Annotated in this window: 18 protein-coding genes and 1 pseudogene; 8 read left to right on the forward strand and 11 right to left on the reverse strand. The window is 67.7% G+C overall.

Annotated features, from left to right (window positions below; translation table 11 throughout):
• Nucleotides 1–2: 2 nt before the first annotated feature.
• Genes ACH54P_RS14475 through ACH54P_RS14500 form a run of 6 tightly spaced genes read right to left on the reverse strand, consistent with a single transcriptional unit; the run spans nt 3 to nt 5,890 of the window.
• A complete protein-coding gene (locus ACH54P_RS14475) occupies nt 3–2,012 on the reverse strand; it encodes a flavin-containing monooxygenase (RefSeq protein ID WP_489912899.1) in 2,010 nt (669 codons plus the stop codon).
• The gene (locus ACH54P_RS14480; protein ID WP_489912900.1) at nt 2,009–2,839 is read right to left on the reverse strand and encodes an alpha/beta fold hydrolase; all 831 of its coding nucleotides are present in this window, start codon (nt 2,837–2,839) and stop codon (nt 2,009–2,011) included. Before ACH54P_RS14480 ends, ACH54P_RS14475 begins: the two co-directional genes overlap by 4 nt.
• Before the next feature lie 24 nt (nt 2,840–2,863).
• Nucleotides 2,864–3,556 (reverse strand): SDR family NAD(P)-dependent oxidoreductase, encoded by a 693-nt coding sequence (locus ACH54P_RS14485; protein WP_489912901.1) that lies wholly within the window; start codon nt 3,554–3,556, stop codon nt 2,864–2,866.
• Between the two features lie 11 nt (nt 3,557–3,567).
• Nucleotides 3,568–4,329 carry an alpha/beta fold hydrolase gene (locus tag ACH54P_RS14490; RefSeq protein ID WP_489912902.1) on the reverse strand — a complete coding sequence of 254 codons (762 nt, stop codon included), beginning with the start codon at nt 4,327–4,329 and terminating at the stop codon, nt 3,568–3,570.
• Nucleotides 4,326–4,526 carry a tautomerase family protein gene (locus ACH54P_RS14495; protein WP_489912903.1) on the reverse strand — a complete coding sequence of 67 codons (201 nt, stop codon included), beginning with the start codon at nt 4,524–4,526 and terminating at the stop codon, nt 4,326–4,328. The genes ACH54P_RS14490 and ACH54P_RS14495 overlap by 4 nt, the downstream gene beginning before the upstream one ends.
• A 5-nt stretch (nt 4,527–4,531) precedes the next feature.
• Entirely contained in the window at nt 4,532–5,890 is a 1,359-nt protein-coding gene (locus tag ACH54P_RS14500; RefSeq protein ID WP_489912904.1) for an MFS transporter, read from the reverse strand.
• Between the two features lie 151 nt (nt 5,891–6,041).
• On the opposite strand from ACH54P_RS14500, the gene ACH54P_RS14505 reads away from it, so the two are divergent.
• Nucleotides 6,042–6,812, forward strand: coding sequence for an IclR family transcriptional regulator (locus ACH54P_RS14505; RefSeq protein ID WP_489912905.1), 771 nt, complete (start codon nt 6,042–6,044; stop codon nt 6,810–6,812).
• 50 nt (nt 6,813–6,862) lie between these two features.
• On the opposite strand, the gene ACH54P_RS14510 is transcribed toward ACH54P_RS14505, so the two are convergent.
• Nucleotides 6,863–8,347 (reverse strand): UbiD family decarboxylase, encoded by a 1,485-nt coding sequence (locus ACH54P_RS14510; protein WP_489912906.1) that lies wholly within the window; start codon nt 8,345–8,347, stop codon nt 6,863–6,865.
• Complete coding sequence (locus ACH54P_RS14515) at nt 8,344–8,958, reverse strand: UbiX family flavin prenyltransferase (RefSeq protein ID WP_489912907.1); 615 nt, start codon at nt 8,956–8,958, stop codon at nt 8,344–8,346. The genes ACH54P_RS14510 and ACH54P_RS14515 overlap by 4 nt, the downstream gene beginning before the upstream one ends.
• Before the next feature lie 103 nt (nt 8,959–9,061).
• Between ACH54P_RS14515 and ACH54P_RS14520 the strand changes: the two genes are divergently transcribed.
• The 3 genes from ACH54P_RS14520 (at nt 9,062) to ACH54P_RS14530 (ending at nt 10,895) form a co-directional block, all read left to right on the forward strand.
• Nucleotides 9,062–9,505 (forward strand): MarR family winged helix-turn-helix transcriptional regulator, encoded by a 444-nt coding sequence (locus ACH54P_RS14520; RefSeq protein ID WP_489912908.1) that lies wholly within the window; start codon nt 9,062–9,064, stop codon nt 9,503–9,505.
• Between the two features lie 278 nt (nt 9,506–9,783).
• Nucleotides 9,784–10,395, forward strand: a complete 612-nt coding sequence (locus ACH54P_RS14525) for a hypothetical protein (protein ID WP_489912909.1) — start codon at nt 9,784–9,786, stop codon at nt 10,393–10,395.
• A 161-nt stretch (nt 10,396–10,556) separates the two neighbouring features.
• Nucleotides 10,557–10,895 (forward strand): hypothetical protein, encoded by a 339-nt coding sequence (locus ACH54P_RS14530; protein ID WP_489912910.1) that lies wholly within the window; start codon nt 10,557–10,559, stop codon nt 10,893–10,895.
• 41 nt (nt 10,896–10,936) lie between these two features.
• Here ACH54P_RS14530 and ACH54P_RS14535 read toward each other — a convergent pair whose 3' ends face one another.
• The 3 genes and pseudogenes from ACH54P_RS14535 to ligD (ACH54P_RS14545) all read right to left on the reverse strand — a co-directional run.
• On the reverse strand, nt 10,937–11,251 hold the full coding sequence (locus ACH54P_RS14535; protein ID WP_489912911.1) for a hypothetical protein: 315 nt from the start codon (nt 11,249–11,251) through the stop codon (nt 10,937–10,939).
• 800 nt (nt 11,252–12,051) lie between these two features.
• Complete coding sequence (gene ligD / locus ACH54P_RS14540; RefSeq protein ID WP_489912912.1) at nt 12,052–12,348, reverse strand: non-homologous end-joining DNA ligase LigD; 297 nt, start codon at nt 12,346–12,348, stop codon at nt 12,052–12,054.
• 278 nt (nt 12,349–12,626) lie between these two features.
• Nucleotides 12,627–13,073, reverse strand: a pseudogene (gene ligD / locus ACH54P_RS14545) (non-homologous end-joining DNA ligase LigD); the annotation flags it as partial.
• Nucleotides 13,074–13,401: 328 nt separating this feature from the next.
• On the opposite strand from ligD (ACH54P_RS14545), the gene ACH54P_RS14550 reads away from it, so the two are divergent.
• The 4 genes from ACH54P_RS14550 to ACH54P_RS14565 all read left to right on the forward strand — a co-directional run bounded on the left by ACH54P_RS14550 (nt 13,402) and on the right by ACH54P_RS14565 (nt 16,235).
• Nucleotides 13,402–13,701, forward strand: a complete 300-nt coding sequence (locus ACH54P_RS14550; protein WP_489912913.1) for a hypothetical protein — start codon at nt 13,402–13,404, stop codon at nt 13,699–13,701.
• A 561-nt stretch (nt 13,702–14,262) separates the two neighbouring features.
• Nucleotides 14,263–15,243 (forward strand): ArsR/SmtB family transcription factor, encoded by a 981-nt coding sequence (locus ACH54P_RS14555; protein WP_489912914.1) that lies wholly within the window; start codon nt 14,263–14,265, stop codon nt 15,241–15,243.
• 98 nt (nt 15,244–15,341) lie between these two features.
• A complete protein-coding gene (locus tag ACH54P_RS14560) occupies nt 15,342–15,713 on the forward strand; it encodes a peptidase inhibitor family I36 protein (RefSeq protein WP_489912915.1) in 372 nt (123 codons plus the stop codon).
• A 51-nt stretch (nt 15,714–15,764) separates the two neighbouring features.
• A complete protein-coding gene (locus tag ACH54P_RS14565; protein ID WP_489912916.1) occupies nt 15,765–16,235 on the forward strand; it encodes a hypothetical protein in 471 nt (156 codons plus the stop codon).
• The last annotated feature ends 94 nt before the right edge of the window (nt 16,236–16,329 follow it).

Raw genomic sequence — 16,329 nt, forward strand, 5'->3', positions numbered from 1 at the left:
GGTCACCTCTTCCCCGGTGTCCGGGTGCCGAGCAGTTCGTAGTCGTCGAGATCCGGTTCTCGGGTGAGGTCGAAGTACTCGCGCAGTGAGTACGGCCAGACCTGTGACGCTCGCCCGAACTTGTTCTTGTACCAACTGCCGATCGGGCTGGCGCCCCACGCGCGGCGCCGGTTCCCGGCGTCCACCCACTCGCAGAAGCGATCCACGGCCGACTCGCGGGGATCGACTGCCCGCGATCCCGCCCGCAGCATCGCGCCGAGAGTGGCGACCGTGTACTCGACCGCGCACTCGGCCATGAAGACTGCGCTGCCGTTGACGACCACGCCGGTATTCGGACCCATGATGAGGAAAAGATTGGGGAACTGCGAGACGGTGACCCCCAGATAGGCCCGGGCGTCACCGCCCCACTTTTCGTGCAGGTCCATCCCACCGCGCCCGCGAACCCTCATCGGCGCCAGATAGTCCGACGCCTGGAACCCGGTCGCGTAGATGATGGCGTCCACCTCGCGGTGGGTGCCGTCGGCGGTGCGGATGCCCGTCGTGGTGATCTCGGTGATCCCGTCCACGACGAGGTCCACATGCGGCTTCTTCAGCGCCGCCGCCCACACCCCGTTGTCGCGGGTCATCCGCTTCAGGCCAGGCGGGTAGTCCGGGATCATCTTCTTCAGCAGGTCCGGCCGATCCGCCAGCTGCCCTTCCAGGTGGGCCAGCAGTTGCTTGCGCAGGTGCGCGTTCGCGGCCGAGGTCGAGCCCGGCTCCGTCCACTCCGGATCCGCCTCCACGAACGGCAGCCGCCCCTCGGTGGCGAGCCAGAACTGCCAAAACCGCAGCCAGCGCCCGTAGTACGGAACGTGCCGTAGCAGGTAGGCCATGCCCGGCCGGATGGCCTCATGGTAGGTCGGGGTCGGCAGCATCCAAGGCGCGTGCCGCTGGAAGACCGATAGCTCCGCGACCTGGTCCGCAATGGACGGGACGATCTGGTAGGCGCTCGCCCCGGTGCCGATCACCGCAACGCGCTTGCCGGTCAGGTCGGCGGTGGTGTCCCACTGCGCAGAGTGGAACGCCTGTCCCCCGAAGTCCTCCCGGCCTGGGATGTCTGGCAGGGTCGGCCGGTTCAGCTGCCCGACGGCGGTGACGACGGCGTCGAAGCGATGGGTTTCGCGCTGGCCGCCGCCGGTCGTCGTCACCAGGGTCCATTCCAGAGTGTTCTCGTCGAACGCCGCCTCGATGACCTCTGTCTCGAACCGCACCAGGTCGCGCAGCCCGAAGCGGGTAGCGGCGTCGGTGAGGTAGCCCTCGATGTCGTCCCGCTCGGAGAACTGGTGCGGCCAGTCCTGCTTGGGCGCGAACGAGTAGCTATAGGCGAAGTTGGGTGTGTCGAGGCGGCAGCCGGGGTACACATTCTCCCACCACACGCCCCCGACCTCGGTGTTCTTCTCGAACACCACCACCGACAGGCCCGCCTGCTGGAGACGGTGTGCCGCGGCCATGCCGGAGATACCCGCGCCGATCACGGCCACGGTGAAATCGGTGCCCACCGCCACCTCGTCCGCCGACCAACGTGGGGCGCCGGCGTCGGTGGGCAGGCCGAGCTCGTGACGCAACAGCGGCAGGCATTCAGTCCCCACCTGCTTGGTGAGGAACGCCGTAATCCTGGTCAGGGTGCCCTCATCGAGTGGCCCGAGCGTCCGGGAACCGTTGTCCCGGAACTGGATCAGCGCGTCCAGGGCCACCTTCCGCGCCTTCTTCTGTGCTTCCGGGCTCATCCCGCCTTGCGGGGCGATGACGGCGTCCATCAGCGGGAGTGGCGGTCGCAGCTCGTCAGCGAGCAGGCGCTCGTGGTCACCAGTGGTCAGCGCCAGGGCCGCCAGCAGCGCGGGCAGGTCGGATTCGGCGACAGCCTGCTCCAGGAAGGCGTCGTCGGCCTCGATCGGCAGCACCGCGTCGTAGGACGTCGTCGCGGTCTCGAAGCTCACAGGGGCCTCGCGGGCTGCACCGGCAACGGCGGTCATGCGACCTCCTTGAGAAAGTCCACAATGATACGCCCGATTTCGGCCGGTGCGTCGATGTTGGGCTCGTGCGAGTACTCCACGGTCACGGCGTTCGCGTGCGGAGAGAGGTCGGCGAGCTTCTTCGACCAGCCGTCTTCCAGCAGCGGGTCGTAGCGGCCCTCGACGAGCAGAACCGGCACGTCGATCGCTGCGAACCGGTCGAGGAAGTCGTCCGGCGTCGTGGTCCGCTCTGTCGCGGGGTTGTGCAGCCGGGGCGCGGTCATCGCTTCCCAGTGGCCTGGCGCGAGGCTGTTCTCGTAGCGCTGTCGAATGTGGTCGGTCAGCGTCGAGGTGTCGCGGACGATCAGGGCTGTCATGCGTTCTGCGGCTTCGAGGCTGGGCTCGTAGTCGGCGAGCGCCGCGATTCCCTCGGGCAGCCGAAACGGCCCGCCGGTGCCCGAGATGCTCACGGCCTGCGTGATGGGCCAGGGCCGGCCCTGGGCGACGACCGCCCGCAGCAGCAGAGAGCCGCCGAAGGAGGCTCCCACGAAGGCCGCTCCCTCGACCTTGAGTGCCCGGCAGAACGCGGCGACGTGCGGGATGCGCGCGGCGTACGGCGGACGGTCGAGGTAGACCACCTTGTCGGTCTCACCCCAGCCAAGCAGCTCTGGGGCGAGAACGTGGTACTGCTCGGCCAGGTGCTCGATCACCCCGCCCCAGCACAGGTCCGCGGTCGTGCCGAAACCCCCGTCGTGAATCAGCACGATGGTGTCCCGGGCAGGATCGCCGGCCTCCAGGTATCCGGTGCGGAAGCCGCCGGCGTCGATGGTCGACCGGGTCCAGCTCATGTTTCGAGGTCCTTTCACTGGTTGCTAGTTCTTGACGGATCCGCCGTCGACGCAGAGCGTCTGCCCGGTGATGAAGGCCGCCGCCGGGGACAGCAGGAAGCGCACCGGTCCGACCAGGTCATCCGGGACTGCTCGGCGCTTGATCGCCCGCGTGGCGATGTTCTGTTGCTCGGTGTGCGCCATCGGCGCGATCATCGGAGTGTCGGTGATGCCGGGGCTGACGACGTTCACGGTGATCTCGTCGTCACCCAGCTCGTCGGCCAGACACCGGGCGAACCCGATGACACCCGCCTTCGACGCGACGTATGCGAAGACATTGCGGGGTCCTTTGAAGACGGTGCCGGAGGCGAACAGGACGATTCGGCCGCCCGGGCCCATCAGTGGCACGACCGCCTGAGTCAGCGCGATCGTGCCTTCGAGGTTCACGCGCAGGATGCGCTCCCACTCTGCTCTTTTCGTTTCCCGGAACGGGGACCACTGCCCGACCGCCGCGCAGTGCACGAGGTGGTCGACCTGTCCGATCCCCGCCGAGGTGAGCAGCGACTGGATCGTCTCGATGCTGTCTGGGGCACCGAGGTCGACGTTCAGGTACTCGACCCCCGCGACCCGGTCGGTCGGGACATTGATGTCCAGTACGACGCAGTGACGACCGTCCTCGGCGAGCGAGGCCACGACCGCGGCGCCGATGCCGCTCGCACCTCCGGTCACGATCGACACAGGTGGCTCACTCACGATGTCACCTCCATGACGTCCGAAGCCGCGAAGAATGTCTGCACCGCGGCGGTGAACGCTTCGGGGTTCTCGATGTTGGACAGGTGTCCGGCACGGGGGATGGTCTCGAGCCGGGCACCAGGTATGCCGTTCGCGAGTTCTGCCGCGAGTGGAGCGGGGCTCTTGTGGTCTTCCTCGCCGATGAGCACCAGGGTGGGCCGCGTGATCCCCGCGAGCACGCCGAGGTGGTCGGTGTGGAAGGTGAGCTGGGCGGAGGCGATGTAAGCCTCTGCCGGCACTCCGGCGATCGCGGCGTGCAGGGCGGCCAGGTCGGACTCCGGCACGGGCGCGACCAGTGTCTCCCGCAGGTACTGCTCCGCATAGGCGGCCATGCCGAGCCGGGTCACGGCTTCGGTCATGCCGGCCACGCGCGCCCGCGCCGTTTCGGGCGGCAACGCGGCGAACGTGTCGGCCAGCACCAGGTTCGCCACCCGCTCCGGACGCTGGGAGGCGTAGGCGATCGCCTGAACACCACCCATGGACAGGCCGACGAGGTGCACCGGGACCGGGGCGGGCCCCAGTGCCGCGTCGAGGAAGCGGTCGAGGTCCGCGATCCAGGTGGCCAGGTCCAGCGGGCTCTGCCACGGTGTGGCGCCGTGGCCCCGGCTCTCCGGGGTCAGCACGCGGTACCGGCCTTCGAACGCAGCCATCTGCGGGCGCCACAGGTTCCGGTCGGTGCCGAGGCTGTGGAGCAGGACGACGGCCTCTTGAGCGGTCATCGCTTCACAGCTTTCCGGGCGGCCAGGCTCTCCCCCGCGATCGCCCATTGCTCCGGCGGCACCCGTTCGACCAGCACCTGCACGGCGGCGGGGTCGCTACCGGTGGTGTCGGTGTAGGCATCGGTCAGGGCCCTGAGCAGCTTTTCGAGGGTGTCCGGGCTCAACGGGGTGGCGTGGTTGACGCGGATCAACGGCACGGCAGTCAGCCTTTCTCGAGGATTTTTTCGGAGTCCTCTGGGGACTTGGTGGTCGTCTCGCCGAGGCCGAGGTGACGGGATTCCCGGGCAAGCAACGCGCCGCTGAGGAACACCGCGGCGGCGATGGCCGACAGGATGACCAGGCGGGAGGGGATGTCGGCCACCTGCGGGCTGAGAAGGGTCACGACCGTCGGCATCATGCCGCCCAACGCGTACGCGATGTTCCAGCTGAGACCGGTGCCGGTTGCCCGGATTTCGGTCGGGAACCGCTCGTTGAGGAAGATGAGGACCGGCGCCTGGGCGAGGATCACGAAGACCACCATGAGGCTCGTCAACAGTGCGACGGCCACCGGCTGATCGCCTCCGACGGCGTTGGTCATGTAGTACAGCAACGGGACGAGGACGAGCATCGGGATCCCGCACCACAGGAACGTCGCACGACGGCCGATGCGGTCGCTCAGCGAACCTCCGGCTGCGCCGGCCGCGATGGTCACGACGTTCACGATGACGAGCACGATCGCTGCGGTCGTCTGTGTGAGGCCGAGGTTCTTGCCGAGGAACGTCGGGAAGAAGCCGATCGTCAGGTAGTACAGCGCGGCGCCGCCGGTGGCGACGAGGACATTTACGAGCAGGATCGTCCGGTACCGGCGGCCGAAGAGCTGCGCGAGCGGGGACTTCTGCCGCACCGTGATCTGCCCGGCCTGCCACAGCGGGGACTCCTCGGTGCGGCGGTAGACATAGAAACTCACCGCGGCGGTCAGCAAGCCGGTGAAGAACATGACGCGCCAGCCGAGGCTCGAGAACTCGGTACCGGGGAAGATGCTGGAGACGAGGAAGTACACCGCGGACGCGACCACCGCACCGGCGCCGGCACCACCGCCGGCGACGAGGCCCGACATCAGGCCGCGGTGCTGTGGCGAAACGGTTTCCGTGCCGAGCGTGTGCGTGGACGCCACCACGCCGCCGACAAATACACCCATCACGAGGCGGAGGACGGCGAAGGCCAGTGGAGCGGCGATACCGACAGCGGCGTACGTCGGTATCGCGCCCATCAGGGCGGTGGAGATTCCGGCGCCGCTGATCGCGATGATCATCGCGCGCTTGCGCCCGTGGCGGTCTGCGTAGACGCCGAAGACCGCCGATCCGAGCGGGCGCATCACCAACGTCACCGCGAACGACGCATAGACGAGCGCGAGCTGCAAGGTCGGCTGGCTCGCCGGAAAGAGCAGTGGCCCGATCACCGGGGCGACGTACAGGATGATGAACAGGTCGTAGAGGTCCATCGCCCAGCCGGTAATGGACGCGATCCCGGCCGCGCGCACTTGGCGTCTGCGGGCCTGGATCTGGGGGGTTGAGTCACTCATAGCGGCCTCCGTTGGCTGCAAGCCGGCCTGCACGACCAGTTCCCGGGACTGTAGACGGGCAGTTCCGCCACGAGCAATAGTGCGTTTCCTATAGCGGAACGATTATTGTCGAAACTTGTTCCGCTAGTGGCAACAGTCGTACTCTTCGTGCATGGCAGACACCAAGCAGACCGCCCGGCTGTCCTCGGTTGAGCGCGCCTTGACGATGATCGAGGTGCTGGCAGCGCACTCCGGTCTCACCGTCACCCAGCTGGCCACCCGGATGGGAGCGGGTAAGGCTACTGCCTTCCGCCTCGCGAACACGCTGGTCGAGCGCGGCTGGCTGATCAAGGACGACGAGCTCCGCTACCGGCTCGGCCCCGGGGTCCTCGGACTAGCGGCGGAGCGCCGCGAACCCGATCTTGCTCACACCTTGCGTCCGATCCTGCAGGAACTCCACGAGGCCAGCCGGGAGACCATCCACCTGACCCGGCTCGACGGGCGGCAGATCGTCTACCTGGACCAGCTCGTCTCGCCCCAGCCGGTGCACTCCGTCGCGGTCATCGGAAGCCGCTCGCCGGCGCACTGCGTCTCGCCCGGGCTCGCCCAGCTGGCCATGCTGCCCGAGGACATGCTGAGCTGGGTCCTGACGGCGCCGTTGCAGCGTTACACCGACAACTCGCCACGGGACGCCGAGGACGTGCGGCGGCAGTTGAAGATCGTGCGGGATCGCGGCTATGCCGTGAACGAGGGTGGCTACCGGGCCGATGTCGGGGGCGTCGGCGTCGCTGTCGGAGACGCACGTGGGCTACCGGTGGTGGGCATTTCGGTGTGCATGCCCACCTACCGAATGGCGGCAATGGACCTGGAGAAACTCGGACGGTCCTTGATTGAGGCGGGCAAGGATGCCCGCCACCGGCTCGACTTGGCTCATCGCAGCTGACTGAGCACGCCGGGCGGCCATCGGTGTCCGACGACCGCCCGCCAGTCCGCTCAGCGACGACTCTCCGCGGCTCGTTCGGCGGCGAGCACTCGCTCGCGCACCTCGGCCGGATAGACGCCTTCGAACGTCGCGGGAGGAACCCTGCCGCTCCCGAAGGGTGGCAGCAGACCGTCGTGCATCACGGTCGCGCCGCGTCCACTGTGCGACTCGTGCTCCAGGTAGCACGGGTACCAGGGCATGATCGGCCCGTCCCAGTGCTCCTGCCGGTGCAGCGGGTGAACCCGAGTGCCCAATGCCCACAGCAAATCGGCATCGTTCGATGGATCGATGTCGTCGTCGAGCACGTAGGTGACGGGGCATAGGCGTCCCACACGGGTCTTGGTCAGCACTTCACCGATGCGGTGCACGAATTCGGCAGAATCCGCGCCGGGCATCACGTCGCGCCAGGCAGACGGCACCGTGATCACCATCCAGTGACAGGCGGTGCTCAGCGACAGCCAGGCCGTCGTCACCGGCAGGCCCGCGTCGCGCAGGATCGCCACAATCTCGGCGGAAATCCCCACGCCGGGACCGACGTGGGAGTCGTCGACCGGACGACCGGCGGCGGCCAGCGGCCAGATGGGATCGTTGCGGTGGGAGATCGCCTCGACACTGAACAGGGGCTGCGGCGAGGTCTCATCGAAAGCCCAGCCGTGGAACTCCGCGAATGGCCCTTCGATCGCGTCGCGGGTGGCCGACAGATGGCCTTCTATCACGACCTCTGCGGTGGCTGGAACCTCGAGGTCAACCGTTTCGCATGGCACCACCTCGATTGGCTCGCCGAGCAGTGCTCCCAGATACGCGCCCTCGTCGACGTCTTCGGGCAGGGGAATCGAGCCGGCGATCGGCACGCCAGGGGGACCGCCCTGAACAAGGGCGTAAGGCATCGGTTTGCCGAGTTGCTCCCACTCGTGCCAGATCATGCCGAGGTGTTGACCCGGCAGCACCAGGCCTGTCATTTGCCGTTCGTTCAGCATCATGATCCGCGAGATCGACCAGTTGGTCCAGCGGCCGTCCGGCGTCCGCGCGATGATCACACCCCAGGTATTGACATACGGTCCGCCGTCGCCCGAGTGCACGACCGGAATGGGAAACCGGTCGAGCCTGGCCTGCTCCCCGCGAAGGACGTGCTCCTTGCACGGGGCCGTATCGGCTGGTACGAGCCGCGGCGGAAGCGGCGTGCGGTAGCGAGCCTGCCGGAAGTGTTCCACCAGTTCCGCCGCACTGGTCGTCGCAGGCAGACCGACAGACATAGCCACCCGCGCCAGCGGGTACCCGGGCAAGCTCGAAAGGGCACCCGGGGCGGCAACCATGCGAACTCCTTCGCCGAACCCCGCGATGCGCTCAAAAAGGGGGGCCGGCCGGCGTAGTTCGGTGGAACGCCGAGCGATGGCCGCGGCTTCGAGATTCGCGTCGACGACCCGCGAAACGTGGTCGAGATCGCCCAGTTCGTCGAGCGCGGCGAGATACGCCCGCAGATCGGTGCTCCGGCTCATTCGTTCGCCACTCCTGTCAGTTTCGTGGTGGTCACCATGCCGGTCCAGCGCTGCGCGGAGGCAACAGGAAAGCCGAGCTGGTCGAGGATGCGAACCACCACGTGCTCGACGAGCTCGGTGATGGACGCCGGACGGCTGTAAAAGGCCGGCATTGGGGGCACGATCCGCGCTCCCATCCGGGCGAGCGCAAGCATGTTGTCCAGGTGGATCTCGCTCAACGGAGTCTCGCGAGGCACCACGATCAGCCGCCGCCGCTCCTTCAATGTCACGTCGGCGGCGCGGGCGATGAGTCCCTCCGCATATCCGGTCCGGATCCCCGCCAGCGTCTTCATGCTGCAGGGGACGATCGCCATCGCTTCCACCGGGAAAGAGCCGGACGAGATCGCCGCGCCCTGGTCGTTCGCGGAGTAGGTGACGTCCGCGAGCCTGGTGACCTCGCGCGCAGTGAGATCCGTCTCCAGATGGACCGTCGCTCTGGCCCATTGCGACAGCACGAGATGCGTCTCCACATCCGGCAGGTCCCGCAGCCGACGAAGCAACTCGACCCCGAGAACAGCGCCGGTCGCGCCCGTCATACCCACGATCACCCGACGTGGCACCGAAACCACCACCTTCCGTACACGGTTATTCCGTACACAGACAATCTAACTTGAACCCGCAGTGATCGGACTGTTCGTGCACCAAATCACAGTGCACGGACGGTAAGCTGGCACGATGGTGACCGGAGCTCGATACGACGGCGTGCTGGCTGACGGCATGGCCCACCAGCTCAGGCGCGCGTCGCAGACGGTGAATGCCCTCTGGCAGCAGACTGGCAAGGACCTCACACCGGTCCAGTTCGCTGTGCTGCAGGTCTTGGACGAGCGCGGCGAGCTCGATCAGACGACGCTCGGCACGCTCGCGGCCGTGGACCGCTCGACGATCACCACACTGCTCGACCGACTGCTCGCCCGCGGCCTCGTCACCAAGACCACGGATCCACAGAATCGCCGCCGTGCGCTGATCACCCTCACCCCCGCCGGGCGGGAGCGGGCGGCCCTCGGCCGTCAGCAGGCGCAAGAAGCGAGCCGCTGGATAGAAGACCTGCTCGGCCCCGAAAAGCTCGCGACCCTCACCCTGCTGCTGAAAGAGATCGCGGACGCAGAACGCCCCTCCTAACTACTGCATTCGCCAACGCATGCCCGTTGCCGCAAGGCGTATCCGGCGAAGCCACCGTCGAGGTGATGGCGACTGCCCTGGCGGTAGGTAATGCGGTAGTCGCGTTGGCCGGTTCCACCACGGCGACGGCGACCGCTTCGGCGCCCTCGACGACGATCAGGGCGACGGTGGCAGCCAGGTCATCCGCGACCTCGCGCAGAACCGGCATCTATTCACGAACCGAAGGGGTGGTGCGCGAACAGCCGGGTTCGCTTAGCACCCCTGCTAGCGTGCACCCCATGACCGTGATCCAGCGGGTCCACCGCACCGTCGCCGTCTATCCCGGCCCGTTCTTCCTCGCCAACGTCACCCCCGCCGGCACCGAACTCCCCGCCGCCCTCGTCGACGGCCTGCTCGACACCGGTGACATCTGCGCGTTCGGACCCAACGGCATCGCCTTCGCCAGCGCCTTCCAGTCTCACATCGTCACCGTCAACATGGAATTCATCGCCGGACCGTTCGAAGCGCCGGATCCTGTGGACGACCCGCGTGTCCGCAGCCATAGCGGCTCTTTCGCCTTGACCGACAAGGGGCTGCAGTTTCGAGAACCCCGACTACGTGCAACCCGAAACCCAATTCGCCGTGCCGGTCTCCGGCCAACGCCACGTCGTCGTCACGCGACGCCTACTCGTGTCCCCCGCCACGTTCACACCGCCGCTCGACGATCCCAATCCCACGGGACTCGAGCACTGGACAATCACATTCCTGCCCGGACACGCCGACGTTTAGCTCCGCAACCCACCTGGATGAAAGCAGCTGCGGGCAAGCCCCAGGAAGCCCCTGCGCCGGGGCCACAGCCGTTGTATTTGCCAGGTAGAAAGACCTGCCGGCGGCAGCCTCAGAACTGGTAGATCAATGTGGACTGCGCCGGTCCGGGTTGACGTCCTCCCAGGTGGCGACGGTCATGGCATGTTCTTGCCGACGTTTGCGCAGAAGCCAAGCACTCAGAGGCTGTGTATAAGGGCGGGGAAGGCTGTTCCCTTCGAGTCGGCCTCACGCCTAGGGTTGCCAGATGGACTTTTCCGACCTGGCCAATGACCGGCTCAACGACGCCGCCTGCTACTTCGCGGCTGGTGAAGCGACTCGCCGTACCGACTTCCCCGTCGACCTGGCAGTCGACGAGCGCCGCTGGTGGCTGACGATCAACGGCAAGAAGGCTCGCGTGCTGGCCAGGCGCACGGCACAGAAGCGCCCGATGCGTCGCGCCGGGAACCAGGACGTCACCGGCGCAGACCTTCTCGTGTTCGTCGACCTGAGTTCCAGCACTCCACGCTTCTTCATCACCTCACCCGACGTCAGCTCCGGTCAGGTCGAGCAACACGAAAATCAATGGGTTCGCTTCGCCAACTAGCCCGCGACGGGAGAGCTGGTACGCCCGGCGTTGCGCGCATGTCACCGTCCGGCCCCTCGGGTCGCCGTCACGACTGCGATCGGGTCGAGATCGGCGACGTCGTACTCGTCATCGTTATCCAGGTCGCAGCCGACCAGGTCGACGCGCTCGTGTCGGGGAACGGCATAGATGGCGATCGGTGAGCCGGCAGTCGTGTAGTGCGGACACACCGCCGCGGTCAGCCGAGCGCACCGCAGCGAACACACGGCGCCGCCGTACATCTCGACCATCGTGTCGATCTGCTCGACGGGGGCGAGCACATACACGGTGTCCGTCCGCGGCGTTCCGCAGAGCTGGCACAGGTCCTCGGCGCGCATGCGTCCGGCTCGGTGACTGTCGAACTTCCAGGGATCCCAGCCGGCCCCGCGTGTGCCCGGGCCGCTGTCGGCCAGCCACGGTTGCGGGCGGCTCGCGGGGCGCTGCGGCAGCGGGGCTCCGGTGTGGTGGAGATCGGCGGCGCACCGGGTCCGCGGTCGAGGCCACTGTCCCTCAGCCGCGTCATCAGCGGTGGCTTCCGTGCGGCCGCGAGCTCTGGGTTCGACGTTCACCGTCACGTTCGCTCCCGAGTTCTTCCCTGCTGGCTGCCGCAGGCGGTCGACGTCAGGGAGGCAGATTAGCCGAGCCGGCATCAGCTCCTGCGGCGGTGGACCGACGAACCGGCGGCAGACGTTCTCGCGCACCGGCCCCGAGTCGACCAGGCCGCCGGCGGAAGGTAGCTCCGCGCCGCGCGCCGGTCTCGTCAAGCAAGTCGTGCGAGTCCCGCCCTCGTCACGGCCGGGTGGAATCCACACCGCGTTCGGGCGACGTCGCCGCCGGGCGATGCGTCTGCCGTACCGGACACTGGTAGAAGAGGGCGGTCGGTGCCCGGGATGCTCGGCAGGGTTCGGGGGCCGATGTCCTGCCGGGCTCCGGGCACCGGCGCGTCACCCATCTCGGTGATCTCCGACGTCGCGTCATTACGATCGGCCCCGGTCCTCTTGTCTGGTGCTGAGGTGATCGATCCGGCACGCCCCCGACCGACTCGATCACGGCAGTTCGGCTCGGCGGCAAAATGCCCCCCGTTTGCCGCCGAGCCCTACCTCCTCGCAGGACTCCTCGACTGACCCCAGCACAGGCGTTACCGGGCTGGCAGCGGCCCCTTGGTGCCCCGGAGGTCGGCGAGGAGATCGCCGAGCTTCTCCACGCGGTCCAGGACGTCATCGGCGGCGAAGGTCAGCTGACTGACGTGCATGCAGGACTCGACTTCGGCCCAGGTGATCGGCGTGGAAACGGTCGGGCGGTCGCGGCCGCGCAGCGAGTACGGGGCAATGGTGGTCTTGGCCGGGCTGTTCTGGGACCAGTCGATAAACACCCGACCGGTGCGCTGGTTCTTCGCCATGACCGCCGTGACCGACTCCGGAGTCTCGCGGGCCAACTGCTGAGCGAGGCTCTTGGCGTAAGCCGACGGCGCAGCAGGGTCACGAGTACTGACCGCCGCTTACAGCTGCATCCCCCTTTGACCCGGACGTCTTCGCGAACGCGGTGAGCCCGTCCGCATCGAGGAGTTCGGCGACCCGGCAGCAGTCCACGATCGAGGCCCCGGGCCCAGGTTCGAGGTCGGACACCGCCGGTCCGGCGCCCGCCGCCGCCCTTGGCGTCGATCTGCCATTGCGGGACGTGCAGCTCGAGCGCGGCCATGTTCGCCGCCCACACCAGCCCCGCCAACTCCTCCAGCAGCGCGTACTCGACAACACCTTCACCGCGGCCGGAACGGGTGCCAGTACTGGGAAGCCGTACCGTCGACAGGCAGTCGAGGGCGCCTTGGGGGACGTTCTTCTCGAAGAACTGCTGCTTGCCGACGCCGACCCCGTCAGGGAAGCAGATGAAGGTGACGGGCCTGCCGGCCAGGTACGGCAGGAGGACCGCGGCGATGTGCGAGCCGCCACTCTCACCTGCGGCCGGGGCGGCGGAGGGCGGCACCAGGGGAAAGCGGTGTGCCGGGCTCGCGTAGGGGGCGAGCCCGGCCCCACCTCCACCAGCTTTCACAGACCACCGCGGCCGACAAGAGAAGGGGCGAGCAACCGTGGGCCGACGTCGGCCCACGATCGCGACGCCGGGGTAACGGCGGGGGCAGCTCGTTCGACTCTGGACTTGCGGCACGCGCCGCGGATGCGGGACGGCGACAGCTTTCCTCCCCCGACACTGCCGCCGTCCCGCACCTTCGGCTGATCCATCACCGATTCAACGACGAAGCCACCTTTCAACACCGCGTCGGCTGGAATCGCAAGCGATAGACGTTGACCGGCAGGTATGCCCTCTGAGCCGGCTGCCGGACAGTTGAACGCACAGCTCTCCGGCCGCCACCACCCCCACACCACGCTTCCCCGCTTGCCTCCGTGCGTTTCCGGGCGGCCGCGAGGAACAACCTGCTACCCACCAGGTTCCCGGCGCGGAATTCCTGTCAACAATGTCCCGAGGAGCGTGGACGGTGTCGAGCGAACGCCAGGTACAGCTGGTCGCCGCCAGCCGCGCGGTCACCACCACCACGGAGCCGGACAGCGAGGTCCTGCGCTACTCCGGAATCGCCGTCGCGCGGATCGAGGCCGGCGCGGTCGTCGAGCAGACCTGGGTTCCGCTCGGCGCCGACCCCACCTTTGCCGACGACGAAGCTCTGATCGCGGCCTGGCAGGCAGCTCTGGCCTGGAGTCACGCCCCCACTCGCCCGCCCCGTGACGGTGTCGGCGTGCCGGGTGATGCACATATTCGACCGTGCAATATTCGTCGATAGCGATCACTTGTTCGACTTGCCTGGGCACCTCGGCTCGTCAGTGAACGGCAGTTCCGGACCGCCGACACACTGCGGCTGGGCGACGTGAGCGCCCGGGAAACCACCACCGTCGACATACCATCGCGAGTGACGCACTCGACACACGACTGGCTTCCCCAGCGTCACCTCGGCGTCAATGTCCGGCGCGTGCCCTGCTGAAGTCACGAGGCTCCTTTGCCCGGCGGTCGAGCAGCCAGGCTATCGGGGGTGGTAGCCACCGCGAAAGAGTTCGCGCCGCCCGCGGATCCGGCCCGATACCGGGTGCCGTTGATGCCGTCGATGTCCAGGTCCGGCGGCCCTGGGCCGGCCGCCGGCAGGTGAACGAGGTCAGGTCGGCGCACGGTAAAACCGGACAAGCGCAACAAAATGCAGCAAGGTGGCCGAGTATCGGCGGCGAACCATTCAGCGGTGCGCGAATCATTTGGCGTGGGGCGTTCACGCGTGGATGCTGGTGCCCGTGAGCGGTTGACCACGCCGGGGGGCGTGCTCACGGGCTGACGGGGCGGCTGGGGGGGCGAGCGCGTGATCGAGTTCGGGCTGAGTGTCGAGACACTGGGAGCGACCCGGCTGGGGTTCTCGCCGCTGGGTGAGGTGGCTTGCGGCCTGCGGGCGCTCGACGACCCTCAGGCGGCGCCAATGGTGCGGCCGTGGCTGCGCCACGTCCCCGGCGAGGTGGCGGGGGAGGATTTGCGGGTGCTGCGGCTGGCGGCCCCGGCGAGCGGACTCGTTCCCGACTTCCTGTACCCGGTCAGCCTGGATCGTGACATCACCCTCGAGCACCAGCTGACCCAGCTCGGCGCCATGTCCGTGGCCGACTACGGCAGGGAGCTGGCGCAGGCGTGGACACCCGATCCGGTGCCGGCGCCACTGCGCGGCAAGACCGGCAAGGCACGCCTGGTGCGGGCCCTGCGCCGCTTCGACGAGCAAGTGCTCACGCCGGTGCGCCCCCGCTTGCGCGCGGCCTTGGACACCGAAATCGCCCGCCGATCCGAACGTGCGCTCCAGGATGGCCTGTACGGCGTCTTCGCCGACCTGCATCCCGAAGTGCGGGTGGACGGCCGACGGCTCACCATCGCCAAGGGGCATCACGCCTGCACGGGCGTGGCGAGCGCGTCGATCACCCTGGTGCCCTCGGTCTTCGCCTGGCCCCGGCTGGTCGTGGTCGACCGCTCTCCCGAAACGGTGCAGCTGCACTACCCGGTCCACGAGATCGGGCGGGCCTGGGCCGATGACGGGCCGGTGAAGCCGAGCGAGGACGCCTTGGCCGCGCTGATCGGTTCGACCCGGGCCCGTATCCTGCGCGTGCTGGCGGTACCCCGCTCGACGACGCAGATCGCCCGCCTGCTCGACACCAGCCCGGGCGGAATCAGCACGCATCTGTCCGTTTTGCGTGGCAACGGTCTGGTCATCGCGAACCGTGACGGGCGCAGCGTGCTCTACCGCCGTACCGCTCTCGGTACGTCGATCGTCGCCGCGGGCGGCGTAACCCGCGAGGCTCGGTAACCCTGGCCACTGCGCCTCGGGTGACCGAATGGGGAAACGGACAATCGCAGACAAGAGGAGACTGTGGGATGATATCGAGTCGAATGAAAAGTGCGTCCGTGGTCGCTGTTGCGATCGCCTCCGCGTTCTGCTTTTCGGGGCCGGCGAATGCGAGTACCGCGGTCGCGAGCAGTCAGTGTGTCTCTGGGGCGATCAACACCTGCTATTGGAGCGGGATCAATTTCACCGGAACTTTCGAAAGCCACGGCTCGTCGGTCGGCAGGTGCCACACCTTCTTCAACCTGGCCTCGGCCAGGTCGGTCTCCAATGTCAGCGGATATCGGCTCAACCTCTACTCGGACACCCGGTGCACGGTGCCTGATTCATGGATGATTCCCGGCACCTCCTGGGGTAATTTCAGTCCGGCGGTCCGCAGTTTCGTGCTGACGGGGTGCGGCTGTCCGGCGATAGCGGCCGACGATCATTCTTGATGGTGTTCGATCAATGTGCGTTGCGAAGGGACAGCTATGCGAGTTTCACGAATGTTCAGGGGTCTGATCGTCGCCGTCGTCGCGTTTCTCGGGATGAGCCTGGCAGCTGCCGGTATCGCGTCCGCGGCCATCCCGCCCGGTAGCTGGCATCCGTACGGCAACACCAACCCGATCACCTCGAGTGCCAGCACGTGGCGATGCGGCCCGACCGCGGACGTCGTCTCCGGTATCAAGGCGCAGGTCTGCGCGATCAGGTCGACGGATCACCGCAGCGTCCAGGCGGCCGTGATCGTGCGCAATAACCGCGCCACCTCCTATGGCATCGAAGCGCTGGCGGAGCTGTTCATGTCGTCAAGTGCCATCATCGGCCAATGGCAGTGCGCCCGGTCGGGAGTGGCCGCGAACTCGTGGTCGGTGTGTTTCGGGGCAACCCAGACCTGGACCACGCGGGTGTTCGCGAGTGGCTGGGTCGGTCAGACCGGTGTTTACCACCTTTTCCTCGATCCATCAGCGACTCTCTGAGGTGCGAGGAGCCGGCGTGCTCGCCGGGGCGGGATCCCGTCCCGGCGCTTCCGGCTCGCTGATTACCCGGCCAGCATTGCCTCGAACACTGCCG

This window comes from Amycolatopsis sp. N2S4-7 (genome assembly GCF_058119595.1).